27 protein-coding genes, 1 tRNA gene, 2 pseudogenes and 1 riboswitch are annotated in these 25636 nt (G+C 63.4%); of the genes and pseudogenes, 16 read left to right on the top strand and 14 right to left on the bottom strand.

All coding sequences use genetic code 11. The features are described from left to right. The first annotated feature begins 162 nt into the window (after positions 1-162). Complete coding sequence (locus NKJ34_RS14055) at positions 163-339, top strand: HEWD family protein (protein ID WP_253738944.1); 177 nt, start codon at positions 163-165, stop codon at positions 337-339. 154 nt (positions 340-493) lie between these two features. Further along, complete coding sequence (locus tag NKJ34_RS14050; RefSeq protein WP_253738943.1) at positions 494-1837, top strand: RNase J family beta-CASP ribonuclease; 1344 nt, start codon at positions 494-496, stop codon at positions 1835-1837. Positions 1838-1856: 19 nt separating this feature from the next. Here NKJ34_RS14050 and NKJ34_RS14045 read toward each other — a convergent pair whose 3' ends face one another. After that, on the bottom strand, positions 1857-2171 hold the full coding sequence (locus NKJ34_RS14045) for a DUF7977 family protein (protein WP_253738942.1): 315 nt from the start codon (positions 2169-2171) through the stop codon (positions 1857-1859). A 95-nt stretch (positions 2172-2266) separates the two neighbouring features. Between NKJ34_RS14045 and ilvD the strand changes: the two genes are divergently transcribed. Then, positions 2267-4009 (top strand): dihydroxy-acid dehydratase, encoded by a 1743-nt coding sequence (ilvD, locus tag NKJ34_RS14040; RefSeq protein WP_253738941.1) that lies wholly within the window; start codon positions 2267-2269, stop codon positions 4007-4009. A gap of 7 nt (positions 4010-4016) precedes the next feature. On the opposite strand, the gene NKJ34_RS14035 is transcribed toward ilvD, so the two are convergent. After that, positions 4017-5258, bottom strand: coding sequence for a cytochrome P450 (locus tag NKJ34_RS14035; protein WP_253738940.1), 1242 nt, complete (start codon positions 5256-5258; stop codon positions 4017-4019). Between the two features lie 121 nt (positions 5259-5379). On the opposite strand from NKJ34_RS14035, the gene NKJ34_RS14030 reads away from it, so the two are divergent. The 3 genes from NKJ34_RS14030 to NKJ34_RS14020 all read left to right on the top strand — a co-directional run bounded on the left by NKJ34_RS14030 (position 5380) and on the right by NKJ34_RS14020 (position 7923). Further along, on the top strand, positions 5380-6216 hold the full coding sequence (locus tag NKJ34_RS14030; RefSeq protein WP_253738939.1) for an alpha/beta fold hydrolase: 837 nt from the start codon (positions 5380-5382) through the stop codon (positions 6214-6216). Between the two features lie 91 nt (positions 6217-6307). Further along, a complete protein-coding gene (locus NKJ34_RS14025) occupies positions 6308-6658 on the top strand; it encodes a hypothetical protein (protein WP_253738938.1) in 351 nt (116 codons plus the stop codon). A 311-nt stretch (positions 6659-6969) separates the two neighbouring features. Further along, entirely contained in the window at positions 6970-7923 is a 954-nt protein-coding gene (locus tag NKJ34_RS14020; protein WP_253738937.1) for an ArsA family ATPase, read from the top strand. A gap of 39 nt (positions 7924-7962) precedes the next feature. On the opposite strand, the gene NKJ34_RS14015 is transcribed toward NKJ34_RS14020, so the two are convergent. The 4 genes from NKJ34_RS14015 to NKJ34_RS14000 form a co-directional block, all read right to left on the bottom strand. Next, a complete protein-coding gene (locus NKJ34_RS14015; RefSeq protein WP_253738936.1) occupies positions 7963-8538 on the bottom strand; it encodes a hypothetical protein in 576 nt (191 codons plus the stop codon). A gap of 86 nt (positions 8539-8624) precedes the next feature. Continuing rightward, the gene (locus tag NKJ34_RS14010) at positions 8625-8897 is read right to left on the bottom strand and encodes a DUF7385 family protein (protein WP_253738935.1); all 273 of its coding nucleotides are present in this window, start codon (positions 8895-8897) and stop codon (positions 8625-8627) included. 37 nt (positions 8898-8934) lie between these two features. Continuing rightward, a complete protein-coding gene (locus NKJ34_RS14005; RefSeq protein ID WP_253738934.1) occupies positions 8935-9852 on the bottom strand; it encodes a thiamine-phosphate synthase family protein in 918 nt (305 codons plus the stop codon). A 63-nt stretch (positions 9853-9915) separates the two neighbouring features. Further along, entirely contained in the window at positions 9916-12402 is a 2487-nt protein-coding gene (locus NKJ34_RS14000) for an ATP-binding protein (RefSeq protein WP_253738933.1), read from the bottom strand. Between the two features lie 393 nt (positions 12403-12795). Between NKJ34_RS14000 and NKJ34_RS13995 the strand changes: the two genes are divergently transcribed. The 4 genes and pseudogenes from NKJ34_RS13995 to NKJ34_RS13980 all read left to right on the top strand — a co-directional run. Then, the gene (locus tag NKJ34_RS13995; protein ID WP_425491838.1) at positions 12796-13812 is read left to right on the top strand and encodes a DUF4157 domain-containing protein; all 1017 of its coding nucleotides are present in this window, start codon (positions 12796-12798) and stop codon (positions 13810-13812) included. Beyond that, positions 13812-14780: a DUF7958 family protein gene (locus NKJ34_RS13990; RefSeq protein ID WP_253738931.1), complete on the top strand. Its 969-nt coding sequence runs from the start codon at positions 13812-13814 to the stop codon at positions 14778-14780. The genes NKJ34_RS13995 and NKJ34_RS13990 overlap by 1 nt, the downstream gene beginning before the upstream one ends. 55 nt (positions 14781-14835) lie before the next feature. Further along, the gene (locus NKJ34_RS13985) at positions 14836-15480 is read left to right on the top strand and encodes a DUF2167 domain-containing protein (RefSeq protein WP_253738930.1); all 645 of its coding nucleotides are present in this window, start codon (positions 14836-14838) and stop codon (positions 15478-15480) included. Then, positions 15477-15716, top strand: a pseudogene (locus NKJ34_RS13980) (DUF7958 family protein); the annotation flags it as partial. The gene NKJ34_RS13985 and the pseudogene NKJ34_RS13980, both read left to right, overlap by 4 nt. A 32-nt stretch (positions 15717-15748) precedes the next feature. Here NKJ34_RS13980 and NKJ34_RS13975 read toward each other — a convergent pair. Continuing rightward, entirely contained in the window at positions 15749-17053 is a 1305-nt protein-coding gene (locus NKJ34_RS13975; protein ID WP_425491836.1) for an IS4 family transposase, read from the bottom strand. Here NKJ34_RS13975 and NKJ34_RS13970 point away from each other — a divergent pair. Further along, a complete protein-coding gene (locus NKJ34_RS13970; RefSeq protein WP_484494515.1) occupies positions 17032-17841 on the top strand; it encodes a DUF7958 family protein in 810 nt (269 codons plus the stop codon). The genes NKJ34_RS13975 and NKJ34_RS13970 overlap by 22 nt on opposite strands. Before the next feature lie 49 nt (positions 17842-17890). Here NKJ34_RS13970 and hemA read toward each other — a convergent pair whose 3' ends face one another. Both hemA and NKJ34_RS13960 read right to left on the bottom strand, forming a co-directional pair. Beyond that, on the bottom strand, positions 17891-19270 hold the full coding sequence (gene hemA / locus NKJ34_RS13965) for a glutamyl-tRNA reductase (RefSeq protein ID WP_253738927.1): 1380 nt from the start codon (positions 19268-19270) through the stop codon (positions 17891-17893). Then, a complete protein-coding gene (locus NKJ34_RS13960) occupies positions 19267-19938 on the bottom strand; it encodes a precorrin-2 dehydrogenase/sirohydrochlorin ferrochelatase family protein (protein ID WP_253738926.1) in 672 nt (223 codons plus the stop codon). The genes hemA and NKJ34_RS13960 overlap by 4 nt, the downstream gene beginning before the upstream one ends. Positions 19939-20169: 231 nt before the next feature. Beyond that, positions 20170-20233: riboswitch (Fluoride riboswitch) on the top strand. Between the two features lie 3 nt (positions 20234-20236). Between NKJ34_RS13960 and NKJ34_RS13955 the strand changes: the two genes are divergently transcribed. The 3 genes and pseudogenes from NKJ34_RS13955 to NKJ34_RS13945 form a co-directional block, all read left to right on the top strand. Beyond that, positions 20237-20512, top strand: a complete 276-nt coding sequence (locus tag NKJ34_RS13955; RefSeq protein WP_253738925.1) for a fluoride efflux transporter FluC — start codon at positions 20237-20239, stop codon at positions 20510-20512. 107 nt (positions 20513-20619) lie between these two features. Beyond that, entirely contained in the window at positions 20620-21900 is a 1281-nt protein-coding gene (locus tag NKJ34_RS13950; protein WP_253738924.1) for an RNA-guided endonuclease InsQ/TnpB family protein, read from the top strand. A gap of 55 nt (positions 21901-21955) precedes the next feature. Next, a pseudogene (locus NKJ34_RS13945) lies at positions 21956-22090 on the top strand (chromosome condensation protein CrcB); the annotation flags it as partial. Position 22091: 1 nt separating this feature from the next. Here the strand turns inward: NKJ34_RS13945 and NKJ34_RS13940 are convergent. The 3 genes from NKJ34_RS13940 to NKJ34_RS13930 all read right to left on the bottom strand — a co-directional run bounded on the left by NKJ34_RS13940 (position 22092) and on the right by NKJ34_RS13930 (position 23426). Continuing rightward, positions 22092-22823, bottom strand: coding sequence for a profilin-fold protein (locus NKJ34_RS13940; protein WP_253738922.1), 732 nt, complete (start codon positions 22821-22823; stop codon positions 22092-22094). 209 nt (positions 22824-23032) lie between these two features. Beyond that, positions 23033-23105: transfer RNA gene (locus NKJ34_RS13935), tRNA-Arg, on the bottom strand. Positions 23106-23159: 54 nt separating this feature from the next. Further along, positions 23160-23426, bottom strand: a complete 267-nt coding sequence (locus NKJ34_RS13930; protein WP_253738921.1) for a Sec-independent protein translocase subunit TatA/TatB — start codon at positions 23424-23426, stop codon at positions 23160-23162. 129 nt (positions 23427-23555) lie between these two features. Here NKJ34_RS13930 and NKJ34_RS13925 point away from each other — a divergent pair, with 129 nt between their 5' ends. Next, complete coding sequence (locus tag NKJ34_RS13925) at positions 23556-23840, top strand: DNA-directed RNA polymerase subunit L (RefSeq protein ID WP_253738920.1); 285 nt, start codon at positions 23556-23558, stop codon at positions 23838-23840. 16 nt (positions 23841-23856) lie between these two features. On the opposite strand, the gene NKJ34_RS13920 is transcribed toward NKJ34_RS13925, so the two are convergent. Together NKJ34_RS13920 and hisF are read right to left on the bottom strand one after the other, a co-directional pair. Further along, entirely contained in the window at positions 23857-24081 is a 225-nt protein-coding gene (locus tag NKJ34_RS13920) for a DUF7511 domain-containing protein (protein WP_253738919.1), read from the bottom strand. Between the two features lie 73 nt (positions 24082-24154). After that, positions 24155-24967 (bottom strand): imidazole glycerol phosphate synthase subunit HisF, encoded by an 813-nt coding sequence (gene hisF, locus NKJ34_RS13915; protein WP_253738918.1) that lies wholly within the window; start codon positions 24965-24967, stop codon positions 24155-24157. A gap of 124 nt (positions 24968-25091) precedes the next feature. Here hisF and NKJ34_RS13910 point away from each other — a divergent pair, with 124 nt between their 5' ends. After that, complete coding sequence (locus NKJ34_RS13910; protein ID WP_253738917.1) at positions 25092-25634, top strand: CDP-2,3-bis-(O-geranylgeranyl)-sn-glycerol synthase; 543 nt, start codon at positions 25092-25094, stop codon at positions 25632-25634. Positions 25635-25636 lie beyond the last annotated feature (2 nt).

Below are 25636 nucleotides of genomic sequence, written 5' to 3'. Positions count from 1 at the left end.
TATAAGGTTAAAAGTAGAAGTTTTTGGTGCTTAAAATCCACATTTCTATAGGTCGAGAGAGCGACTGGCGGAAGACGGCGGCACCGATCATCAGTCGACCGACGTGTCGGCGGAAGCCGTCGAGAAGCTATGTTTAAATCGCTGGCCGACGGCGTGTATGGTATGAGCGTAACGCTTCGTCGACCGAAAGGGCGGACCTGCGAGCGGTGCGGACGGGTCGAGCAGTGGAACGACCAGGTGGACTCTTGGGAGATTACCGACGACGCAGCGGGCAGCGTCTACTGTATTCACGAGTGGGATATCAACGGCCAGTTCGTCCCCTACGATAGCGACGAGTAGGGTGGCGGCCGACGAGTCACCGGCTATTTACGTCTCGGGGTTAGCTATAGGGGTAACCAACGCGCGGTTCCCGTGCAGTAGGCGTACGCGGTCGGGTCCTCCGTGTCTCGATGTCGTCGTTCTATGCGTGGAACCGCTCCCGTTCGGCATACCTATGGAAATCGAAATTGCGACAGTAGGCGGCTACGAAGAGGTTGGGCGGCAGATGACGGCGGTCCGAATGGACGACGACATCGTCGTCTTCGATATGGGCCTCAACCTCTCGCAGGTACTGATTCACGACAACGTCCAGACCGAGCGTATGCACAGTCTGGACCTGATCGACATGGGCGCGATCCCCGACGATCGCGTGATGAGCGAACTCGACGGCGAGATCAAGGCCATCGTCCCCACCCACGGCCACCTCGACCACATCGGTGCGATCCCGAAACTCGCCCACCGCTATGACGCCCCCGTCGTGGCAACCCCGTTCACCATCGAACTCGTCCGCGAGCAGATCCGCGACGAGGACAAGTTCGACGTCGGCAACGACCTCCAGGTCATGAACGCGGGCGAAACCATGCGGATCGGCGATCAGGTCGACATGGAGTTCGTCAACGTCACCCACTCGACGATCGACGCGATCAACCCGGTGCTCCACACCCCTGAAGGGGCCATTGTCTACGGGCTCGACAAACGCATCGACCACAACCCCGTGCTTGGCGATCCCTTCGACATGAAACGGTTCCGCGAGATCGGCCGCGAGGGCGACGGGGTGCTGTGTTACATCGAGGACTGTACCAACGCCAACAAGAAGGGCCGAACCCCCTCCGAGTCGGTCGCCCGGAAGGAGCTCCACGACACCATGCTGAGCCTCGAAGACTACGACGGCGGGATGGTGGCGACCACGTTCGCAAGCCACATCGCCCGTGTCTCCAGCCTGCTTGAGTTCGCCCAGGAGATCGGCCGCAAACCGATCCTGCTCGGTCGGTCGATGGAAAAGTACACCGGCACGGCCTCCCATCTGGACGTCGACCTCCCCGACGACATCGAGATGTACGGCCATCGACGCGCCATCGATCAGAGCCTCAATCGGATTATGAAGGACGGCAAGGAGAACTTCCTGCCGATCGTCACCGGCCACCAAGGCGAGCCACGGGCGCTGCTGACGCGAATGGGTCGCGGCGAGACCAACTACGACTTCGATCAGGGTGACAAGGTCATCTTCTCGGCGGGGATCATTCCCGAACCGACCAACGAGGGCAACCGCTACCAGTCCGAGCGCCTCCTCAAAATGCAGGGTGCACGCATCTACGACGACATCCACGTCTCGGGCCACCTCCGGCAGGAGGGCCACTACCAGATGCTCGATGCGCTCCAGCCCAAAGAGCTGATTCCGGCCCACCAGAACCTCAAGGGGCTGTCGGGCTACGTCGACACTGCCAACTCCTTCGGCTACGAGGTCGGCCGGGACATGCATATCAGCCGGAACGGTAACATCCACCAGATCACCGAGTAACGTCACTCAGGCCGCTTTTTTACGACGCAGCTTGCATCGACCAGACAGCCAGCAGGCCGAGCAGGACCGCCGGCACCAACGGCAGGGCCAGAAACGTCGCAAAGAACGTCCAGCCGAGTCGGGCGGGCGCTGTCGGGAACAGATAGATGACGCCGGGAATCACCAGAAAACAGACGACGACGCCGGCGACCAGCAGCCAGCCCTGTGTGCCGAACCCCTCGCCTTCGGCCTCGCCGGTGTACGGTCCGTCGTCGACCGACGAACCATCCCCTTCCGGCCGGTGGACGTAGCCGCCGTCCTCGGAATCAGCCGCGTCGCTGGAATCGGGACTCACAGTCGACGTTCGGCGCGCCCGTGGCAAAGCCCTCACGGTTCGCGGCGCTCGTCGGCATTCGAGGTGTTTTAAGCTACCGGGTGTAACTGACTGCCATGAGTCAGCAGGAACCCGAGCAGTCGGGCAAAGACCCGAACCTGCGGAGCAGCGAAGTCACCGAGGGCACCGATCAGGCCCCCTCCCGGGCGATGTTCCGGGCGATGGGGTACGACGACGACGACCTCTCGTCGCCGATGGTCGGCATCGCCAACTGTGCAGCCGATATCACACCCTGTAACGTCCACCTCGACGACGTCGCCGAGGCCGCCTACGCGGGCGTCGACGACGCCGGCGGAATGCCCATCGAGTTCAACACCATCACGATCTCGGACGCCATCTCGATGGGTACCGAGGGGATGAAGGCCTCGCTGATCAGCCGGGAAATCATCGCCGACAGCGTCGAACTCGTTTCCTTCGGCGAGCGGATGGACGGCCTCGTCACCATCGGCGGCTGTGACAAGAACATGCCGGGGATGATGATGGCGATGATCCGGACCGACCTCCCGAGCGTCTTCGTCTACGGCGGCTCGATCATGCCGGGCGAACACGACGGCCGGGAGATCACGATCCAGAACGTCTTCGAGGGTGTCGGTGCGGTCGCCCAAGGCGAAATGGACGAAGCGGAACTCGACGAGATGGAGCGGCATGCCTGTCCAGGTGCGGGCTCCTGTGGTGGGATGTTCACCGCCAACACGATGGCCTCGATCAGCGAGACCCTCGGACTCGCCCCCCTCGGCTCGGCAGCCGCACCCGCCGAACACGAGGATCGCTACGCGATCGCCGAACGCTCCGGCGAGATCGCCCTCGACGTCATCAAAAACGACCGTCGACCCTCCGACATCCTCTCGAAGAAGAGCTTCGAGAACGCCATCGCCCTGCAGGTCGCCACCGGTGGGTCGACCAACGCCGTGCTCCACCTGCTGGCGCTCGCCGCCGAGGCGGGTATCGATCTCGACATCGAGGAGTTCGACGAGATCTCCCGCCGCACGCCGAAGATCGCCAACCTCCAGCCCGGCGGCACCCGCGTGATGAACGATCTCTTCGAGATCGGCGGCGTCCCGGTCGTCCTGCGCCGCCTCCTTGAGGCGGACCTGATCCACGGCGACGCGATGACCGTCACCGGCCGCACCATCGCCGAGGAACTCGAACACCTCGACAGCGAAGGGCTGCTGCCCGACGACGACTCTATTGAGGCCGACTACCTCTATACGGTCGACGAGCCCTATCAGGAAGAGGGGGCGATCAAGATCCTCACCGGCAATCTCGCACCGGACGGCGGCGTCCTGAAGGTCACCGGCGACGATAAGTTCCACCACGAAGGCCCCGCCCGCGTCTTCGAAAACGAGGAGGACGCGATGGCCTACGTCCAAGAGGGCCACATCGAGTCCGGCGACGTGCTCGTGATCCGCAACGAGGGGCCACGCGGCGGCCCCGGCATGCGGGAGATGCTCGGGGTCACCGCCGCCGTCGTCGGCGCGGGCCACGAGGACGACGTGGCGCTGCTCACCGACGGTCGGTTTTCGGGCGCGACGCGCGGGCCGATGATCGGCCACGTCGCCCCCGAGGCCAAGGACGGCGGCCCCATCGGTCTGCTCGAAGACGGCGACACCGTCACCGTCGACATCCCCGAACGCGAACTCTCGGTCGACCTCTCGGACGACGAACTCGACGAGCGCCGCGAGGACTGGGAGCCGCGTGAGCCGCAGTACACTGGCGGCGTCCTCGCAAAGTACGCCCGTGACTTCGGCTCGGCGGCCAAGGGCGCAGTGACCAATCCCGGACTCGTCGACGACGAGTAGGTAGTCACTACTCGCCTGGTTGGTGGCCCCGAAGCGGGTACTCCTCGACACCGTATATAAACGAACTTCGGATCGGCTGCAGATCCGTGTCGACCGGTTCGACCGTCTCGAACCGATCGAGCAGTGATCGGAGGGCGAGTTTCGCTTCGAGCCGCGCCAGCGGTGCGCCCAGACAGTAGTGGGTGCCGTAGCCGAACGAGAGGTGCTGGTTCGGCTGGCGGTCGACGACGAACTCGTCGGCCCGATCGAAGGCACGCTCGTCGCGATTGGCCGAGCCGAGCCACGCGACGACCCCCTCGCCTGCCGGAATCTCCCGGCCGCCGAGCGTCGTCGACTCCGCGGTCACCCGGAACACCGCCTGCACTGGTGACCGATACCGGAGCGCCTCTTCGATGGCGGTCGACAGTTTCGTCTCATCGGCCCGGAACTCGTCGAGTAGCTCCGGCTGGCTGGTGAAACACCGCATCGCGTTGGTGATGAGGTTCGTCGTGGTGATGTTACCCGCCACCAACAGGAGGGTACAGAAGCCGATCAGTTCGCGTTCGGTGAGCCGCTGGCCGTCGACCTCCGCCTCGATGATCGCCGTAATCAGATCGTCCCGAGGCTCGGCTCGCCGCGCGTCGATCAACTGCGAAAAGTACTCGCTCATCTCGCGTTGGGTCTCCTGCTGTCGCTGTTGGAACGCCTCCATCGCAGCCTCGGTGGTCGCATCGGGCCGCTCAATGACGGTATCCGACCACCGCTTGAACTGCGCGCGGTCGTCGGTCGGCACGCCCAACAGTTCGGCGATCACGTCGACCGGCATCGGATACGCCAGCTCGGAGACGAGATCGAACTCGGCGTCGAGATCGTCGACGTATCCCTCGGTCAGTTCCCGAATGCGGTCGGCCTGATTGCTGATCGCCCGTGGGGTGAAGAAGTCCGACACGACACCCCGGAGCCGGTCGTGTTCCGGCGGATCGGCGAACAGCATCGTGTCGAACACCGGCGGCGGCTCGCCCTCCCCGTCGGCGACCTCGTCGCCGAACTCCGCGGTCGACGGATCAGCCGAAAACACCGCGTCGGTATCGAGGACGTGTTTCACGTCGTCGTACCGGAACACGTCCCACAGTTCGCGGTCGGTGTCGTACCGAACGGGCGAGTCGGCCCGCATTTCACGGTACCAGCCGAACGGTTCGAGCCATCGCTCGCGGCTCGACAGCGCGTCCGGAAAGCTCACTGCCGGTCGACTGGGATCGGCGGCACTCATACGAAATACTGTCGGCTGACCGAGGGTAACTATTCGCACCCGTCGGATTATGTGGGTTTGTTCATATCAAAAAACACAAATAAACGCGGCCTTTTGCCGCCGACAGCCGAACAGGGCTGTGATGAGTACACCAGCGACCGGTCACCTGCTCGATTCGTTTCCCTACGTTCGGGTCGGCGACGGCGACAAGCGACTGGTGATGATCCCCGGCTTCGGCGATTCGATGTTCGGCGGGCGGTATCCGCCGGCAGCCGCGTGGGCGCTGCAGGCCTACTTCCACCGGTTTACCGACGCGTGCACGGTTTACGTGATCAGTCGACCGCGGGGGCTGCCCGCGAACTACCAGATCGACGACGCGGCCGATCAGTACGGTCGGATTCTCGACGGGTTCCCGACGCCCGTCGACGTCCTCGGCATCTCGATGGGCGGCTTTATCGGTCAGGAACTCGCCGCGCGGTATCCCGAACTCGTCGAACAGTTGGTCCTCACCGTCTCCGGCTGGCAGGTCGCCGAGAGTGGTCGACCGATTATCGAACGCTGGCAGCGGTACGCCGATCAACAACGTTGGTACCAGCTCCAGTCGGAGGCCGCCGCCGAACTGTACAGCGTCCGTGACTGGCGGCGGTATCTCCTCGGATCCGTGTTCGGTCTTGCCAGCCAGTCGTTGCTCCCACGACCGGCGGTGTCGACCGACGTTTCGCGGTCGCTGTCGGCGATTCTCGACTACGACGCCACCGACATCCTCGGCGAGGTCGACGCCGAGACGTACGTTGTCGGCGGGAGCCACGACCCGTTTTTCCCCGAGTCGATCCTCCGGGAGACCGCCGACCGGATACCGACCGCTGACGTGTTCCCGATCGATGGCGCAAAACACGGCGCGTTCGACGAACGGAAGCGACGCCACGATACCGCGGTCAAAGCCTTCCTCGATGGGTCCCAGCCGGTCGGCGCGGACTGATCGCCTGCCACATGTCGACATTAACGTCGCCGGAACGTCGCGCTGTCGTGTGATGTCGGCCCGCAGCGTTTTGGACGTGGTCGTCGTATCCGTGCGCATATCCGAATCAGACCCCGAGTCAGAACTCGAAGCCGACCCCGGTGCCGAGCATATCGACGGTTCCGACGACGCCCCGGTCGACCTCCCCGATCCCGAGTTGGGTCGGGCCACCATCGTCTACGACGAGCCCGACGGCGAGACGACGACCCACGAGGTCGACAACGAACACATCGTCTACTTTCAGGACCACTGGCAGCTCAAAACCGGCACCGACAGCGAGGACAACGACGTCATCCGACGGATTCCCCGCCAGCGCGTCCACTACGTCGAGCGCTCGGTCGAGGAGTTTCAGGACCGTGTCGACGCGATGATCGAGGGAGCTCGCAAGCGACTGCCGATCTGAACGCTGGCGACGAACTGCTTTTAGATCGGCGTCGGCGGACTGAGTTCACTCCGGCTACACGTGACTGGGCAGCAGATTCATATACACCCACACACCGACCTATCAGGATGAAACACTGCAGCGGTTGTGGTCGACGACTCCGACGCGAGACACCAGACAACGGCGAATACGGGATCCCCGCAGTCGACGGGCGGCGGTATCCCGATCGCTGTCCGAACTGTGAGACGCCAGTGGCGGATTCATAACGGACCGATAGTCCCGGTTCCCTGCAGATACGACTGCTTTTGCGAGCGGCAGCCGTCGTGTGAGCGATGGATGGGTTCGTCTGTTACGGCGGCAAAGGTGGCGTCGGCAAAACCACGCTCGCGGCGTCGACGGGAGTTGCGGCCGCCCGTCGCGGGGCGAAAACGTTGGTCATCTCGACCGACCCTGCCCACTCGCTGGCGGATGCCTTCGAGGTCGAACCGGGGACCGAGCGACGGGCAGTCGACGAGAACCTCTGGATCGAGGAACTCGCTCCCGACGCCGGCGAGGCAGCCTACCGTGCCATCGTCGAAGGGCTGGCGGCTGAACTCCGGTCGGCCGGGATCCGACTCGACGACGCGGAGATCGAGCGGCTGTTCACCGCGGGCGTCGTTCCCGGCAGCGACGAGCTGGCGGCGATCGAGGCGCTGGCGGCCCACAGCGAGGGCAGCGAGTCCGATCGGATCGTCGTCGACACCGCCCCGACGGGCCATACGCTCCGGCTGCTCGATCTGCCCGCGGTGCTCCGGGAGACGGTGGCGGCCGCCGACTCCCTGCGTGGCCAACTTCGGCGGACGGTCGACACCGCTCGGAGCGCGGTGTTCGGCCCGGCCTACCTCTGGGGCCGCCGACGCGACGAGGACGACGCGTTCGCGTCGATGGCCGGACGCATGGAGTCGGTCCGGGAGCTTCTCACCGATCCGGAGCGCGTCGACTTCCGCGTCGTCTGCCTCCCCGAGCCGATGGCGGTCGCCGAGACGCTGCGGCTGGTCGATCAGCTTGCCGACGCCGATATCCCGGTCGAAACCGTGGTCGTCAACCGGGTCCTCACCGACCCCGATCCCGACTGTCGGCGCTGTCGGGCGACCGAGACCGCCCATCGAGAGCAGTTGGCGCGGCTCGAAACCGAACTGCCCGACTGTCGGCTGGTTTCGATCCCCGCGATCAGCTCCGACGCCGACGCCCGCGAGACGGTCGACCGGATCGCCGCTCAACTGCCGGCGACGCTGGTCGAGGTGTGAGTGTCCCAGTAGGCGCTGGCTACTGCGAGTAGCGACCGACTACGGGGAGAATTCGTAGTCGGTATCGGTGGTTCCGCCGTCGGCTGCCGGCCGTGGAGATTCCGAAAGGTACTCGCCGAGGGTCGACTCGATTTGCCGACAGCCGGCTTGTGGGTCGTAGCCGACGCCGTGGTAGTGTTTGGCGGCGTAGCGGGGATGGAAGGCGTTGAACTCCTCGTGGGCGTAGACGTCGGTCGACCCATCGTCGGTCCGAAACAGCATGACGTGGAGCTGGCGGTCGGCCAGCGGCCCCTCCCGGCGGGCCCACGACCCGGCCTCGCTTCGGCCGTCGGGGAGGGTCTTCCACGCCGACAGCGGCATCCGCTCGAAGCCGTTGGCTGCCAGTAGCTCGTCGACGTCGTCGACGGGTGCGTCGATCCGGCCGGCGTACTCCCGTGGCTGGAGTTCGTAGGCTGCATACCCCATCCGGAGCCGGCGGGCCAGTCGGTCGAGTCCCGGTAGCAGTGCCGCCCGGCCCCGGTTCCAGAACGTTGCCGCCGGACCGCGGTGGGGTTGGTCGAGCACCCCATACAACAGCACCAGCCCGATGGTGGCCACGATCGGTGCGGCGATCATATCCGAGTTCTTCGTGGCGGCCATCAAAGCCTTTGTGTCGTCGTCAGGGCTCTATTGGGATCCATACCCATAGCGAGCCCCGCAACCTACTCGTGGGTAAACAGGAAGGGCCGCCCGTCGTGGTCGGCGGTCACGCAGAGATCCATGACGTCGTCCAGCGAGAGGCTGGTCTGATCCTGCTTGCAGACGACCAGATAGTCGAACGGCTCCCCGCAGGCCGGACAGGCGATTGAGGTGGTGTTCTGATAGGTCGCCATCGTCTCGTTGTCCCGCCGCGGCGTCAGGTAATTCACCAGTTCGTCGAGCGACTCGGTCTCCTCGTCGGGTTCGCCAGCCCCGTTCGGCGTTGGCTCGTCCATGCTACATCTAGCCACACCACGAAAATAAAGACATCGGCTACGCTGCTTCGAGACAGGCCACCGCAGTGTCGACGGCCTCGACTGCGCTCGTGCCGAGGACGTAGGCAATCGGCTCGATGCCGAACGCCCCTTCGTGGTAGCACACCGCCGGCACGTCACCCCGCTCGGCGAGCAGCGATCGGATCCGCTCGGTGCGGTTCTCGTAGCTCGCATCGAAGCTGAGGGTGTCGAGCCCCCGTTCGGCAGCCCCATCGAGCAGGGCGTCGGTCGTCCGGAGGTTAACTGCGCCTCGGATCTCGGGGTCGACGGTCATCGCCGCCAGAATCGTCCGGGCGACGTGCTGGGAAGCCCCGAATTCGGGGTCGGCCGGGACGTTGACCTGGCTGCCCATCGCATGGAGTCGGCCCGGTACCGCCGCGACCTCGGATGCGGCGTCGGCGTCGGGCAGGGCCATCCCGATGTTCGAGCCGACGTTCGGGACGTGGTCGACGACCGCCGGCGTGTTCGAGAACTGCCGTACGGCCCGCCGGACGGTCCGGAGCACGTCGCGTTCGGCCTCGTGGCGCTGGTCGCGGCCGCGGACGCAGAGGTCACAGCCCACCCCCTCGAGGGCGGGCACCTCTTCTTCGTGGATCGCACAGATCGGCCCGCGATCCTCGAAGGTCCGGATCAACTCCAGGAGTTCCGCCAGTGCCGCGTAGTCGTCCAGTGTGCCCGCGGCGAACCCCTCGGCAATGTACTCGACAGTCTCGACCATTCGGGGGTCCTCGGCGAACCGCGGTTCGCCGGTCCGATCCCCGCTGAGGTATTTGCTGACGGCCGCCTGCGAGACCCCGAGTTTGGCTGCGATCGCCTGTTGAGCCATCCCCCGGTCGGCGAGTTCGACCGCCAACATTCGCCGGGCGGTCGGCAGAAACCGGTCGACGACGATCTCGCTGGGCAACTGGAGCGTCATTGGCTACCACGACACAGGAGCGTGCTCATTGGCTGAGCTATCCCCTCGGAGCCGTATATAGCCTCATGGCGCGGCCGCGGACTCCGAGCGCTCGAGATCGAACAGCCGCCAGCGACCGTCCTCGCGGCGGAGTTCGACGGTCGTCCGGTGTTGGCAGCCGTCCCGACGATGCGTGAACGCGAGGACGACCCGATCGGTCGCCGACTCCAAGCGTTCGATGTCGCCGACGATGCCGTGGTCGACTGTCGTTGCCCGCCGTAGGTCTTTCCGAGAGACCGGCTCGGTGACCGCCCGAGCGTGATAGAGGTCGTCGACCGCGGGGTCGCCGTCGTTGAGCCGGTCGACGAAGGCTTCGACGACTGCCTCGGGGCTCCGGTCGGGCGCTTGGTTCCGGCGGTCGACCGCGTCTGTCGGCGGCTCCGCCGGGGAGTCGTCCGAGTCGACGGTTGGTTCGTCGTCCAACAGCCCCCGGTAGGGCTCGAAAGCCGAGGGGTCGACCATCCGGCCGCTGGCCTCGACAGCCTGCCGGATGGCCCCGACGAGATGCCGCATCTCGATGGTCGGCTCGCCGCCGTGGGCCTCGTCGGCCGCCCGAATCGCCGCGGTCCGACAGATCGTTTGGATCCGACCGCCGGTGAACTCGAACTCCGAGAGGAACGCGTAGTCGAGGTCGCCCACCGGGGCGTCGTCGGGGAACATCCCCTTCCAGATCGACCTGCGGGTCGACGCCTGTGGCTTTGTAAACGAGACGGTGTGATCGAGCCGGCGCTGGAACGCCGAGTCGATCCCCGAGGCGTAGTTGGTCGTCAACAGGACGACGCCGTCGTAGCTCTCGATCCGCTGGAGCAGGTAGTTCACCTCGGCGTTGGCGTATCTGTCCGTAGAATCCGAGACCTCCCCTCGCTCGCCGAACACCGCGTCGGCCTCGTCGAACAGCAACACGGCGTTGGCGTTGGTGGCGGCCTCGAAGATCGCTTCGAGGTTCGCCTCGGTCTCGCCGATATACTTCGAGACGACCGCCGAGAGATCGACCCGGTAGAGGGCCATTCCGACCTCGCCGGCCAGTAGTTCGGCGGCCATCGTCTTGCCGGTCCCCGAGGGCCCCTCGAACAGCGCGACGACCCCCTGCCCGCGGCTGAACCGCTCGGCGAACCCCCACTCGTCGTAGATCCGGCCCTGCTGGGCGATGTGGGTCCCGACCAGCCGGAGTTTCGACTCGGTCTCGGCCCGCAACTCGATGTCGTCCCACTCGCTGTCGGGCTCGATTCGATCCGCGAGATCGTCGAGCTCGCCGGTCGACTGGGCGCGACAGCCCCGGTAGACGTCTGCGGCGGTCAACTCCCCGCCCTCGGCGACTGACCGGGCCGTCGACAGGGCCGCCCGGAGCCCTTCGTGGGTGAGCCGAAACGTCCCCGCAAGCACGCCGGGATCGACTTCGTCGGGGAGGGCGGCCGCGTGGCGTCGCCAGAACGCTCGCCGGAGGTCGACCGAGGGGTAGGGAAACTCGACGATGGCGTCGACGTCGGTCGACATCGTTCCGGTCGGGGTCCACTCCTCGCTACCGGTGACGAACACCGAGGTATCGAGGTCGGCGAGGGTATCGAAGACGGCTTCGAGACGGGTGGTTCGCTCGGCGTGATCGGTTGCCGCAGTCGCGTTGGTGAGGCAGAGCGGTCGACCAAGCAGTGCAGCCTCCCGGCAGAGCCAGTCGAGTACGTCGGCCGCGAGGACGGCCCCGAGGTCGGCTTGCAGATATCGGTCGGCACAGACCGCCGCGACCGCGCGGTGTTTCTCGCTGGCGGGGCCATACCAGTAACACCGGGTGGGGCCGTCACGTGCGGCGAGTGTCGCTACGCGTTGGCCGATCCGGTCGCTGACTGCGAGTTCGTCGACGGTCGTGTCGGCCTCGCAGTCGACGACACCCACCCCGTTGTGGGCGGCGATCTCCTCGACGAGCGCGGGGTCGGGGCTGTTGTCGCCGCTGAGATACTCGACGACGCGCCCGCTGGGGACGACCAGCCGGTTCGCCCGTCGGTCCGTCCCGTGTGGTGGCGCGTGGAGTTCGATCAGGCCGTGGGTACAGAGCGGCGAGTTGCGATCGACGAGTCGACCGGCAGCGAGTCGTTCACTCGGGGTTCGGCCGAAGAGCGTTCTGATGTATTCGACCGTCGGCCGACTCAGCGACCGGTCGTTGGTGGCACGCCGGAACCGGTCGGCGTGCTCGGCGTCCAACACGGGGGCCATCGCCAGCATGAGCACGTCGAGATGCCGACGCGACAGCCCACACACATCGGCGAGCACGCGGAGTCGAAGCCGACACTCGCTGTCGCGGCACTCCTGTCGGATCGTCTCGGTTTGCTCACGGATCGCCGCGCGCGTCTCGGCGGCCACTGCGAGCGACAGCGACGCTGGCTCCGGCGGCGCGCCGCTGTCGACGGCTGTTGAATCGGCAGTCTCCACCGACCGTTCGGTTCCATCGTGGGCCTCGATGACGGTCTCGATCCGGACGAGTTCCGCACGGAGATGGTCGTGTGTCGTCGCGTAGCTCATATGGGGGTCCGTCGGAGCCGACGGCGGGATACGGGCACTTGCCTGCGGGATCAAACAAAAACCCTCGGCCGAGAGTATTTATACGAGCACGCGGGCACTCCCGGTAAGACCGTCTCTATGGGATTTCGATCAGCTCAGTCGACCGACCGGACCGCTCGGTCGGCGACCCATTCGCCGGCGACCGAGTCGTCGACCGGAGAGTCGACGCCTGCGCCCTCACAGATGGGTCGAACGTGGCCGACCATCGAGCGCGCCGAGGACCATTTCGGGATGCGGATCCCCGACGAGTCGACGCTCCAACGGCTGGAACAAACCGAGCGAACCTATGGTCGAGAGACCCACGACTGGATCGCCGAGGGGATGCCTGCGGAGATTATGGGCAAACCGCGGGATATGGAGGCCTTTCGGCAGCGGCAGGCCGACCGGCCTCCCGAGGTGCCGACGAACGTCGAACGGCAGAACCGGCGGTCGGTGTTGCGGAGCGAGCAGGCCGCCGCCGAAACGGGGTCGGCTGGTGAGACGGGTGTTCCTGATGCGGTGCGGGAGGTGATTTCGTCGACCGGACGTTCGCTTGACGCCTCGATTCAGCGAGCGATGGAAGACCGGATGGGCGACTCGCTGGGGGATGTGCGGATTCACACCGGTCCGCAGGCCGCCGCAGCCTGTGAATCGATCAACGCTCGCGCATTCACCGTTGGTAATCACGTCGCGTTCAACGCCGGCGAGTACGATCCAGAGTCGCCGGAAGGTCAGCACGTGCTGGCGCATGAACTGGCCCACGTCCGCCAGCAGACCCAGGGCGCGGTGAGCATGTTGTCGCAGGAGGATGTTGAGTTGGAAGTCGACCCAGATCCACAGCTGGAACGCGAAGCCGAAGAGACTGCTCAGCGGGTAATGACTGGCGGTGAACTTGGAATTCAACGACTGGCTGAAACGGAGGTCTATATTCAGCGAGCGACTGACACTGACCAACAGTCGGAGCCTCCAACAACACTCACCGCTGTCGCTGAAAGGGTTGAAGAGATGCAGGAACAGATCGATGACAATACGCAGATGGCCGGGAAAGCCCTCGGAAAGGCAGTCGCCCTTGAACAAAATGATGGCCTTCTGGAAGGATCTGCCGAGAGCGGGTTCTTTGAGATGATCAAAAAGGGCAGTGAGATGATGCTCACGTCGACTGTCGCCGCGGGTGGTGGATCTGCTGCTGGACTCTCGCCGGAGATGGTTTTGGGTATTGCCGGTGGATCAGCGGTTGCTCAGTTCCTCGCTCAGTCTGCCAGTGGGGCGTTCGGAGAGGAGGCCAGAGAGTATGTCGAGAAACTTGACCTGGATGTCGATACTATAACATCCATACTTGAAGGACAGGAAACAGGAAATGGGGCAGATCCATTCAATGGAGCTGAAAGCTAATGAAAGCAGAAATCATCGGGGAAGATGACGAATATGTTAAGATATTTGTGACTGACAACGGCGATAATGAGCATGATTTGACTTTGAATAAAAACAATGGTGATATCGAGTGGCATGACCAAGATGGCTACCCCGACGACCCATTGAAACGTAGTCATGCTGGCAACCAACACGTCGACCAAGCCCGACGGTACGCCCGGTGGTATGTCTACCAGCAGACAGAGTATGATACGCTTCCTCCGGCAGAAAACCCCGAACGGATCGCTGGGGTACTGTTAGCACTACAGGCTCTCGATAGCGACGAGTTCGAGGCACTGTTTGGGGACTTCTATCGGCAAATCGTTGCTGATAACGACTCATCGGTGACGCCACCAGTGGCTGTTCCACAACATGTGTGCGACGCCTCTACGTTTGTCTACCAACTCGACGTTGAGCTTGAACAGTCAGTTGACGAACTCCGCGGGCAAATACTGGAAACACTACCTGCTGTTGCCGAACAACTGTCCGATGTCTTCGATCAGGACGGCCTCAGTGATAAATCACTGTCAGCCATCTTCGATGCTGTAACGACTGCAGATGTCTCCTCTGAACTCACATTTCCCGACTCTGTTGGGGCAGAGTTCGATATCGATATTTTGTCGACAGCGGCGGTCGACATTCTGTACTATCCACACCCAGATAGTCAGGGAGAACGCCTCCGAGGCGATTCCCTCGATGACCCGGACGCTCGTCTCTCAATGGAGGCTGGACCGATCACCGATAATGAGACGTTCCGGTATCTGTTGATCCACCACTTGGTATGTCAGATACGGGATTGTTATGTCGGCATGGGAGAGCAACCACCGGAACCCTACCGTCTAGTCGGGCGTGGACTCTGGGAATTCACACACAAGTACAATTCACTGGATTTCTATGAGCCATATCACAAATACGATGCCGATATCCCTGATTATTATCGTGCATTTTGATGTTCTCTGCCAACTTTCAGGGTGCGAAACCAATCGTCTACTACCCCGAACTGATGTGCAATTAGAGGTCGACCCCGATCCGACGCTCGAACGCGAGACCGAGGAAACTGCCGAGCGCGTCATGCAGGGCGGTGACCTTGGGATTCAGCGACTGGCCGACACGGAAGTTCATGTCCAGCGGATTCCGAGCGTCGACCGGGGGTCGACATATCTCTTGGGTAACCGAACCGGTGGTGGCAGTCCGGGAGTAGCCGAACGGGTCGCCGAATGGATGCGTGGCGAGGCGTACGACCCCAGCGAGGAGGGTGTCGAGAGCCTCGATTCGGAGTCGCTCTCGGAGACGCTCCAGACGGTCGTCGACGATGTCGCCGACCTCAAACAGACAGTCTATGGCGACGACGGCATCGATACGAAAAAAGTCGCTGCCAAGGGGATCGCCCCCGCACTCGTCGCCGGTGGCGCGGGCGTGGTGGCTAGCGCTTCGCTTCCGGCGGCCCTGCTCGGTGCGGGCGGGGCGTTCCTCACAGGCGGGACCAAGGAACTCTACGGACAGAGCATCGAACGAAGCCTCAAAGAAGGCAGCCTGTTCCAGCGGGAACTCGACGCACTCGAATCGAAGTTCAACGCGCTCGCCAACGCGGTTGGACTCGGGAATCTTGCAGAGTCTGAAACTAGTTCAACTCGGTTCGATCAATCATGAATGGAAAAATTATTGACGAAGATGACCGCGGCATTGGGGTTCGTGTTACTGATAATAACCAAGTCAATCATACCGTTGCAGTTGGTTTCGATGGGACAATACAGGGACACTCCCAGGATGGCTACCATGACGAGGCAGCCAAACGCACCCACGACGACAACGAGCGTGTCGAGCAAGCCCGCCGGTTCGCTCGCTACTACGTCTTTCAGGAACGTGGTTACGACACCCTTCGGCCGCTGAAAAAACCCCGTCCGCCATTGGTCTTTAGCTAAGCCTCAGCAGTCGGTTGGATGGTGGTAGCAAGCCGTTCTTGGAGGATTGGTCGTTGCTTGTGGATCTTTTGAGCGTCTTCGATCAGTCGTTGTAGCAGTGGCGGCGGTGAGTAGGCGAGATATTCCCTCAGTTCACGGAGGATGAGCTGGGCGTGCGACCGAAAGGTCGCCGCCCAGCGTTCCGGTGGGAATACGATCCCATCATCAGCGTGTTCAATGACCAGATTGAGCAAATCACGACTCACGACCAAGGATAACAACGCTGCGTACAGCAGAATTTCTACGATGTGCTTCTTTGTCGTGTCGAACTCGTCCAGTCCGTATTGTGTCTTCAACTCACGGAACAACAGCTCTACTTCCCATCTACATCGGTAGATCGTCGCTAGATCGGCCGGAAGAAACTCATCCCGAGACAAGTTCGTGATGTACAGATGGTAGTCGTCGGCGTCCTCATTCCGGACGCCGACGACGCGGAACCGTTTCGTATCATGTGACTGCGTTCCCGCGTACTCTCGTCGGTCAAACTCAACCTCAACTTCCACGTCGATGTACTTCCGGGAGAGATCATCTACGATGTCGAAAATTTTCTTGCCTTCCAAGGGAATGGCGCGGCCGCGCCATTCGCGTAATTCCTCCGTTACAACCCGGTTCGAACTCTTTTTCAGTCGGCTCACGAAGTAGCCGTCGTTCTCGTCGATCAACGCGAACCGCCGGTACTTGAAGTAGGCGAGGTCGAAGATCGCTAGCCGTCCTTCTAGCCATGAACCTGTCTTAAACAACGTGCTGTCGTGCGTTTTCTCGTCTGTGACGCTGAAGTGTTCGACTGTCTGATCGGTGACGTTGTGGAGCAGATGGAGCTTCGCTCCAGCCTGCTCCTCGTGACGTGCTTTGTACTCTTCAGAGAGCAACTCGTGTAACCGCAAGACGGTTCCATCAGCAATCATCACGTCTCGAAACCGGTCGAACTCCTCAGAGACGGTATGAGGGACAGCGACCTCGTCGAAACCATATTCGACGAGGTCGCGGAGGTACTCTGCGAGCGTCGGAGTCAACCGCTGATAGAAGCCGCCCGGAGAAAGCGACTCGTCAGCAGTAGAGTTGTAGGTGCGTCTGAAGGCCGCAAGCGTTCGGCTTTCGCCTGTGGCGAAGCCAAACGCGAACGACCAGACAAGTGGCGGGAGCTGAAGCTTTCCCTCTCGCTCGACCACGCCGACAGCCTCGGCGTGGTCTTCGAGTGCTTCAGAAGGAAGGAGGTTAGTGAGATGACGTTCAATGTGACGTGAGGAGGGTTCTGTGTGCACAGCTGAAGCCTCCTCATTCCTTCCGAAAAGGTGTCCCGATAAGCCGCCGCTGTCATGCGGTTCTTCGCTTAGCTAAAGACGGATGCCCCGTCCGCATAGCGGCCGCACGGCGGGCACTCGAAGGACTGTCGACGTCGGCGTTCGAATCGATGTTCGGTGACCTGTATCAGCAGTTCAAAAGTGATTTCGACCCCGATGTCGAGGGAGTCGTCGACCTGCCGGGGGACGTCGCCGACCCGGATCTCGTCGTCTACCAGCGGGACCTCTATTTGGGATTCGAGCCCGACAGCATCGACTTCGGCGACGAAGTGCGGCGGTTGGCCGAGGAGCACGGCGTCGACCTGACCGCACCGGCCACCGAATCGAGCGCCGAGGCGTGGCGGCAGTTCGGCCAAGAGACCGCCGAGGTGGCTGCCGACAGCGACGACTCGCTGCTGTCGGGGATGGATCTCACAGCGGTGTCGGGGATTCATCTGGTGTATCCGGATTCCTCGAAAACCGAACAGCGCGTTCCTGCCGAGACGCCACTGACACGCGAGCCTGACGCCCGTCTCGAACTCCCTTCGGTCGACCCCGGCTCGCTCGACCGGTTTCAGGCGTTTCTCGCGTTCCATCTGCGCTGTCAGATCCGCGATCTGTTCATCGGGATGGGCGTCGAACCACCCGAAGCCTTCCGGGTTCGTGGACCGGGGCGATACTTGTCGACGATGCGCTATCGACTGGTCGACATGTACGACGAGTACTACCACCTCGATGATCCGGCGCTCGACGGCTGGGTCGAAGCCTGACAGAATAGAGTTGGGCGAGTCTTCCGGTTGTATCCGGGATATGATCGATTCAGTCGTTGGACAACTGTTCGAGCACGTGGGGCGGAATCTCGTCTTTCGGAACGCCGTCGGGGATCTCTTCCGGGCGTTCGGCCGGCAGTTCGGTCGACGCGTTATCGGCCGTGTCCTCGGAAGGGGAGAGTTCGCCGTCGAACTCCGGATTAAACAGCTGCATCGCCGTCTGGATCGTCGTCCAGTCGTCCTCGGCGGCGGCCTCCCGGAGGCTCTTGGTCGGTGCCGACAGCAGCTGCCCGACCAACGAATCCGCCAGCGACTCGATGACCTCCCGCTGGTGGTCTGTCAACTCGCCGTGGGCGTCGAGCTTGGCGAAGGCGGTGCCGACCTCGCGGTTTTTGACGCGCTCGGCGCTTTCGTACATCGTACTGATCGCCTCGTCGGCCCGCTTCCGTTTGAACAGGGCCAGCAGGCGGTCGAACTCCTCGTCGATCATCGCCTCGACCTCCGTGGCGGCGGCCTGCCGCTGGCGGTGGGTCGACTCCGTCACTGATTCGAGGGCGTCGATATCGAACAGTTCGACCTCGGCGAGTTCCTCGGCGTCGGGGTCGATATCCCGCGGCTGGGCGAGATCGATACAGATCGTCTCACCGGCCTCAGCGAGCCCCTCGGATTTCAGTACGTACTCGGGGCTCCCGGTTGCAGTAATGACGACTGTCGCTCGCTCGGCGGCCGACGCCGCCGCATCGAGGCCGATCGCCGAGGCGTCGGCGTCGACGGCCTCGGCGATGTGGGTGGCGTGGGGGATCGTTCGGTTGGCGACCAGAATCCGGCCGACGCCCGCGGATTCGAGGGCGCTGGCGGCCAGCGACCCCATCTCGCCCGCGCCGACGACCAGCGCGGTCGACCCCTCGAGGTCGGTCTCGCGGCGGGCCAACTCGACGGCCGCCGACCCCAACGAGACGACCCCTTCGTTGATCGCGGTCTCGGTGCGGGCGCGCTCGCCGACGTGGATCGCCTTCGTGATCGCGTCCTCCAGCAGCGGGCCGATCCCGTCGGCCGCCCGCGAGGCCTCGAAGGCGGTTTTGAGCTGGCCGATGATCTGGTCCTCGCCGAGGACGAGCGACTCGAGTCCGGCGGCCACCCGCATGAGGTGCCGGAGGCTCGCCTCGTGGTCCATGTGGTCGACCGCGCCCGTCCGGACCTCGGTGGTGATGTCGGCCAGTGCTTGACGTCCCTGTTCGGCCCGGTCGGTGACGACGTAGGCCTCTGCGCGGTTGCAGGTCCCGATGGCGAACGCTTCCGAGACGCCCGGCTCGGCCAGTAGCCGCTCGACCCGCTCGGCGACCGTCTCGGAGCTGGCGGCCTCGATCTCGTCGACGCTCGCGTTCGTATGCGAGACGCTCACTCCCGTGATGACGCCCGTCCGGATCATCGGCTCGTGCCCTCCATATCGTCGTGTTCAGCTGCCATTACGCGCTCTGCCTCTTTTTCTGGGTTGGGAGTACCCGTATGTAAAGCCTTCCAAACCGATGACGACTGGACAACCGACCGGACTGCCGCCCGGCGATCCGCCGGGGGGTAGCCCGCCGCCTTGAGATCCGCTCGCAGCTGGCCGCTCAACTCGGCCATCGCCCCCGCCTCGTCGATCTCGGCCTCGATCTGTTGGCGGAGATATCGCGCCAGCGCGGGGCTCTCGCCGCCGGTCGAGATGGCCACCGACACCGGGTCGTCCCGCACCGTCGCCGGCACGACGACGCTGTCGACGTCCCGCCCGCCGGACTGGTCGGCTCGATTGACGAGCGCCCCGTGGTTGCGGGCTGCCTCGTCGGCCGCCCGGTTGAGAGCGTCGTCGTCGGTCGCCGCCACGACTAACGCCGGCTCGATCCGACCGACCCAGTCGGCGGCGTCCTCTGGATCGGGGGCCGCGCGGATCCGCTCGACGGCCGCGAGCGCGGGCCTCTCGAAGCGGTCGACGAACGTCGGGCTGACGGCTACGACGTCGGCCTCGCGGGCGAATCGGCGGGCCTTCCGCGCGCCGACGGGTCCGCCGCCGAAGACGAGCACCCGTGCGCCGCTGAAGTCGTGGTACAGCGGGATCACCGGCCGATCACCGTCGCTGGCCCGACGGGATCGCTCCGTCGACTTACGACGCCTGCGCGGTCGATCGCCGCCGCCCACACGCCGACCTGTTGCATACGCTCACATACGGGATGGGAGTGAATAAGCGTCTCGGAGCGCCGGCCGCCGACGGGGTGTGGCCGGAACATCGGAACCGTTAGATCGACGGGACGAACTCGCTGAGACAGTACCTCGCGGTCACCCACTCGGGGATGGCCGCCGGGCGATGGGGCTCGCCCGACCCAACCGCCGATCGGCTGATGGCTCCTGTCGACCATCCATGACACCCAGACAGCTCCTCACACGACTCGAACCGATCCTGTTGATCGCTGTCGGCGGCTTCGCCGGGGCCAACCTCCGGGGGTTCGTCGACCTCCTCGTGCCGGGCTCGCTGGCGGGGACGCTCGCGGTGAACGTCCTCGGGAGCTTCGCCCTCGGCGTGTTAGTCTACGACTCGCTGGGCCAGCCGGCGATCGCCGACAACGCCCGGCTGGTCTTCGGGACCGGTTTTCTCTCCTCGTTTACGGAGAATCAAGGAGAAAGCCTCGCGCTTTAGCGCGGGGATGAATCCGACATCTCCCTATACATCCACTGTTCGATGGTTATGCCGGATATTCCGCGTTATTCCGAATCATTAAGTAAGTTTAGCTACATTGGTTACGTATGGCGAAACAGGTCGTCAATCGCACCTATACGGCCTCCATACGGAACCACCAACAGGTGTCTGACGATCTTGATTCGCTCGGGTTCGCTGCCTCAAAACTCTGGAACGTTGGGCGGTGGACGTGTGACCGCATATGGTCCGAAATCGGCCATATTCCTGGTCACAGCGAACTCACTGCCTACCTCAAGAACCATGAACGCTATAGTGATCTTCATTCGCAGTCAAGTCAGCGTGTTCTACAGGAACTCGCTGAGGCGTTCGATGGTTGGTACGGCAAACGACGCAACGGAGACATGAGAGCGAACCCACCCGGCTACCGCAAACACGGTGACAAACACCCACGAAGCACAGTCACATTCAAAGCCGCTGGCTTCAAACTCGATACTCAGTACAGCCGTGTTCGACTCTCCAAAGGGTCGAATCTCAAAAACCACTTTTCGGACTTCATTCTCTGTGAGTTCCAGACACGACCGGACGTAGACCTCTCTACTGTAGAGAGTGTTCAACAGGTTCGGGCTGTCTGGACAGGGTATGAGTGGGAGCTACACTTTGTCTGTAGAGTTGAAGTAAAAACATCCGCTTCACCCGGTGACAAGACGGTGGGGATCGACCTCGGCATCAATAATTTCGCCGCACTCGCCTACGAAAACGGTCACGCCGAGTTGTACCCACTCAACTGCTTGAAGCAGGACGACTACTATTTCAGCAAGGAGCTTGCCCGCTGCGATGATTCTTTGTCGGAGCGAGCCACCCGGCTGAACCACAAGAAGTCGACTCGTCGGACTCACTACTTCCATACACTGTCGAAACACATTGTCGAACGGTGTGTTGAGGAAAGTGTTGGAACGATAGTAGTGGGCGACCTTTCGGGTATTCGGGAGGACGACGACACCGAGGAAGCAAAAGATTGGGGCAAACATGGCAACCTTGATCTCCATTCGTGGGCGTTCGACCGCTTCACTGATCTACTTGAATACAAAGCAGAGATGGAAGGCATCGAGGTAAAAGAAGTCTCGGAGCGTGATACCTCGAAAACGTGTTCGTGTTGTGGGCAGACGAGAGACGCGAACCGTGTAGAGCGTGGGTTGTACGTCTGCGACAGCTGTGGTATGGTAGCCAACGCTGACGTGAATGGTGCGGAGAACATTCGACAAAAAGTAACTCCGAGTCTCGCCTGCGATGGGGGAGATAGGAGTACCGGCTGGTTGGCACAGCCATCGACGTTTCTGTTTGACAAGGAAACTGGTGCGTTCGCACCTCAAGAACGGGTCACGTCGTAAACCACAATATCCCAACGTGGGAATCCTCGCCCTTCAGGGCGGGGAGGATGTCAAGACCTACTCCTCGTTTAGCGTCCGGACGGTCAGACTCTGGGAGGACGGCATGCGCGGCTACGCAGTGCTCAATGCTCTCGGGAACCTCGCGCTCAGCGCCGCCGCCGTCGGCGTGGCGTGGCTGCTCGTTGCCTAACTCAGCCGTCGGCGAACGACACTCCATCGAGGTCGACTTCCAGATCGTCGACGAACGCGTTGAACGCGTCGACGAACCCCGCCACGTCGTCGGCCAGCGCCCGAACATCCGGCGCGGACGGCGGGCCGTACTGTGAAAGCAGATAGATGCCGCCCTCGCCGCCGACCCGGAGATACGAGACCTGCCCCTCGTCCCACTTGAGTTCCCATCGCGTGCCGTCGACGGTCGTCGCAAACGTGCCGTAGTCGGTGCCCTCGTAGCGGTAACACTGCTGGGCGATCTCGGTGGCGACCTCGCCGATCGCCTCAACGATCCGGTCGCGGTCGGCGACGACGGCTTCGGTCGACCGGACTTCGGGAAACTCCGGGACCACATCGTCGAGGACGTCCTCGCGGGCGTCGACGAACGCGTTGTAGGCCGCGACGAAGGCCTCGTAATCCTGCAGGGCATCACGGAGCGCCTTCGGTTCGGGCGGGCGCTTGGTCGAGATGACGTAGGTTTCGGCTCCGCCTTGGCTCTCGAACAGCAGGAATTCGAGGCGTCCGGCCTCGTATTTGACCGTCCACTCGCCGCGGTCGGTGCCGAACGTCCGGCGGCCGTAGTCGCCGCCCTCCAGCAAAGCGAGTTCCCGGGCGATTTCGCCGGCATGGGACCGGACCTCGTCGAGAATCGCCGCTCGCTGGGCCCGGAGTTCGTCGGTGGTTGCGGTTTCGACATCTAACCCGTCGACCATTCGCTCTCCGTACGTCGCCTGTGAATATAAGTCGTGCCGCCGTTGCTCACGTTCGTCCCAGAAGCGGACACGGTGGGATTCGAACCTCACTCTCAGCGGAGCTGCTCACGGGTGCAAAGCACCCGTTCGCCAGCGTGGCGCGTGGCGCCACGCCCTGCTCGCTGCTTCGAATCCCTGTGCCGTTGCTACTCACGTGCGTTCGTAGACAACGGACACGGTGGGATTCGAACCCACGATCGAGCGGTTAGGAACCACTCGCCCTGTCCACTAGGCCACGTGTCCACGAGCAGTCGCTCCGACGGTTGAAAAATCGAAAAACGTCCGGCCCGGACTGGATTAGCTGGCTTTCTCGGTTTCCGTCTCGGTGTCGTCGACCTCTTCGGACGGCTCACTGGCCGTCTCCGAGGGGGTCGCATCCGGGTCGGTCATCTCGCTGAGTTCGTCTTCGATCTCCTCGCGGCCCTTCTTGAACTCGCCCATCGCCTGCCCCGTCGACCGGGCGAGTTTGGGGATCTTGTTCGCGCCGAACAAGAGCACCAACACGAGCAGGATGATGAGCATCTCCGGGCCGACTGGGCCGAACAGCGGAAGCACGTTGACCATGTCTACCAGTCGATAACCCTGTCGCAACTATAGGCTTTTTGCTCGGAGCCCCCGCTGTGGGGGCGGCCATCGACGCCGGCAGTCACGGGACAACGAAACACTGAAACGCCGAACTGCCGAACGCCGGGTATGGAACTGCGGGTTATCGAGAAGACCGAGACGGAACTCCGGATCGAGATCGCCGGCGAGGATCACACCTTCATGAACGTACTCAAAGGCGAACTGCTGGAGGCCGAGGCGGTCTCGGCGGCGACGTACGACGTCAATCCCGAGCAGTCCGGCGGCCAGACCGATCCCGTGCTCTCGATTACGACCGAGGACGGCACCGATCCGCTTGATGCGCTCGCCGACGCCGCCACCGCCGTCCGGGAGACGACCGACAGCTTCGCCGACGCCTTCGAGGCGGCGGTCTGACGCCGGCGTCGACCGGCTACCGGCGATCGGCCAGCGAAACGACCTGTTCTGCGTCGACTGTCAGCCAGCGTGTCATCCGTTCGGTGGGCGCGAGGCCGTCCTCGAAGACGGTGTACTCGGTTCGGCCGTCCGGCGTCGTCGTCGTGCGGCCGGCGAAGACGAGTTCGCCGGCGGCAGCGCCGTCACCGGGAGCCGACGGTTCGTCCGGGGGTCGACGGTCGGGGTGATTGGTGGAGGGCACGTCCCCGCAGTCGGGGGCGTGAATAAAAGCATTTGTCATTCGATAGAGGAAAGTCCAGCTCAGCCCACGGCACTCAGCGCCGGACCGGGATCCCCTGCTCGTCGAGGTCGGCTTTGACCTCCTGGATCGAGTACTCGTCGAAGTGGAAGATCGACGCCGCCAGCCCCGCGTCCGCACCGGCCTCGGTGAACACTTCGGCCATATGCTCCGGGCCGCCACAGCCCGAGGAGGCGATTACCGGCGTCGACACGTTGTCGCAGACCGCTTTCGTCAGCGGGATATCGTAGCCGTCCTTGGTGCCGTCGGTGTCGATGGAGTTGACGAACAGTTCGCCCGCGCCACGCTCTTCGGCCTCGATGGCCCACGCGACGACGTCCCGGCCGGTCCCCTCGCGGCCACCCTTGATCGTACACTCGAACCAGCACTCCTCGCCGTCGACGGTCGTGTAGTATTCGCCCTCGTCGTCGAATCGGCGGCGGGCGTCGACGGAGATGACGATACACTGGCTGCCGAAGGCCTCCGCGCCCTCCGTAATCAGTTCGGGCCGCTGGAGCGCCGCAGTGTTGATCGAGACCTTGTCCGCGCCCGCACGGAGGGTCTCCTTGATATCCTCCTTCGTTCGGATCCCCCCACCGACGGTCAGCGGGATGAAACACTCGTCGGCGACCGCCGAGACGGTTTCGAGCATCGTCTCCCGGTCGTCGGCGGAGGCGGTGATATCCAGAAAGACGAACTCGTCGGCGCCGGCCTCGTTGTAGGCTTTGGCCATCTCGACGGGGTCGCCGGTGTATTTGAGGTCCTCGAAGTTGACCCCGGTGTAGACGGCGGCGTTGCCCTCCTCGTCGAGGTCGACGTCGATACAGGGGATGATGCGCTTTGTCAGCATTGGATATTGGTCAGTTGGTGGGTCGGTGGTTTCACCGTTTCGACCGGTGTGAATATTGGACCGGTGGCCGAGGCGGTCGCGCCGAACCGCGGGAACTTAAGAACCACCTGCGCCTGTCGTCGGTATGGTCGGTTCACTCGTGGCGACGGCGTTTTGGGCGATGTTGCCCGCCTACGTCCCGAACAACGCGGCGGTGCTCGCCGGTGGGGGTCGCCCCATCGACGGCGGCCGGACGTTGGGCGAGCGGCGCGTGTTGGGCGACGGGAAAACGTGGCGCGGGACGGCGGTCGGCACCCTCGCCGGCGTCCTGCTGGCGCTGGCGCTCAACACGCTTTCCGGTCCCGCCTCCGCCGCGCTCGGCGTCTCGCTGCCGACGTTTCCACTCCCTGCTTCGGTCGGTCTCGCTTTCGGCGCGATGGTCGGCGACATCGGGGCCTCGTTTCTCAAACGTCGGAGCGGCCGCAAGCGCGGCGCGGCGTTCCCCGGTCTCGACCAACTCGACTTCGTCGTCGGCGCGCTGCTGTTTGCGTTCGTGTTCGCCGCCGACTGGGCACAGTCGACGTTCACGCCCGCCGTTCTCGCCGTTATCCTCGTCATAACGCCGCTGCTGCACGTGAGCACCAACGTCGTTGCGTTCAAGATCGGCGCGAAAGACGAGCCGTGGTAGTC

This window comes from Halohasta salina, from assembly GCF_024178165.1.
Classification (GTDB): domain Archaea; phylum Halobacteriota; class Halobacteria; order Halobacteriales; family Haloferacaceae; genus Halohasta; species Halohasta salina.
This window is presented reverse-complemented; position numbering and strand designations above follow the sequence as displayed.

Excerpts from the sequence above, each read along its gene's own strand:
- NKJ34_RS13950 (WP_253738924.1), top strand. The coding sequence starts at position 20,620 with ATGGCGAAACAGGTCGTCAATCGCACCTATACGGCCTCCATACGGAAC.
- NKJ34_RS14015 (WP_253738936.1), bottom strand. The coding sequence starts at position 8,538 with ATGATCGCCGCACCGATCGTGGCCACCATCGGGCTGGTGCTGTTGTAT.
- NKJ34_RS13930 (WP_253738921.1), bottom strand. The coding sequence starts at position 23,426 with ATGGTCAACGTGCTTCCGCTGTTCGGCCCAGTCGGCCCGGAGATGCTC.
- NKJ34_RS13990 (WP_253738931.1), top strand. The coding sequence starts at position 13,812 with ATGAAAGCAGAAATCATCGGGGAAGATGACGAATATGTTAAGATATTT.
- NKJ34_RS14000 (WP_253738933.1), bottom strand. The coding sequence starts at position 12,402 with ATGAGCTACGCGACGACACACGACCATCTCCGTGCGGAACTCGTCCGG.
- NKJ34_RS13925 (WP_253738920.1), top strand. The coding sequence starts at position 23,556 with ATGGAACTGCGGGTTATCGAGAAGACCGAGACGGAACTCCGGATCGAG.
- NKJ34_RS14035 (WP_253738940.1), bottom strand. The coding sequence starts at position 5,258 with ATGAGTGCCGCCGATCCCAGTCGACCGGCAGTGAGCTTTCCGGACGCG.
- NKJ34_RS14030 (WP_253738939.1), top strand. The coding sequence starts at position 5,380 with ATGAGTACACCAGCGACCGGTCACCTGCTCGATTCGTTTCCCTACGTT.
- NKJ34_RS13910 (WP_253738917.1), top strand. The coding sequence starts at position 25,092 with ATGGTCGGTTCACTCGTGGCGACGGCGTTTTGGGCGATGTTGCCCGCC.
- NKJ34_RS14050 (WP_253738943.1), top strand. The coding sequence starts at position 494 with ATGGAAATCGAAATTGCGACAGTAGGCGGCTACGAAGAGGTTGGGCGG.
- hemA (WP_253738927.1), bottom strand. The coding sequence starts at position 19,270 with ATGATCCGGACGGGCGTCATCACGGGAGTGAGCGTCTCGCATACGAAC.
- NKJ34_RS14020 (WP_253738937.1), top strand. The coding sequence starts at position 6,970 with ATGGATGGGTTCGTCTGTTACGGCGGCAAAGGTGGCGTCGGCAAAACC.
- NKJ34_RS14055 (WP_253738944.1), top strand. The coding sequence starts at position 163 with ATGAGCGTAACGCTTCGTCGACCGAAAGGGCGGACCTGCGAGCGGTGC.
- NKJ34_RS14005 (WP_253738934.1), bottom strand. The coding sequence starts at position 9,852 with ATGACGCTCCAGTTGCCCAGCGAGATCGTCGTCGACCGGTTTCTGCCG.
- hisF (WP_253738918.1), bottom strand. The coding sequence starts at position 24,967 with ATGCTGACAAAGCGCATCATCCCCTGTATCGACGTCGACCTCGACGAG.
- NKJ34_RS13995 (WP_425491838.1), top strand. The coding sequence starts at position 12,796 with ATGGAGGCCTTTCGGCAGCGGCAGGCCGACCGGCCTCCCGAGGTGCCG.
- NKJ34_RS13955 (WP_253738925.1), top strand. The coding sequence starts at position 20,237 with ATGACACCCAGACAGCTCCTCACACGACTCGAACCGATCCTGTTGATC.
- NKJ34_RS13940 (WP_253738922.1), bottom strand. The coding sequence starts at position 22,823 with ATGGTCGACGGGTTAGATGTCGAAACCGCAACCACCGACGAACTCCGG.
- NKJ34_RS14010 (WP_253738935.1), bottom strand. The coding sequence starts at position 8,897 with ATGGACGAGCCAACGCCGAACGGGGCTGGCGAACCCGACGAGGAGACC.
- ilvD (WP_253738941.1), top strand. The coding sequence starts at position 2,267 with ATGAGTCAGCAGGAACCCGAGCAGTCGGGCAAAGACCCGAACCTGCGG.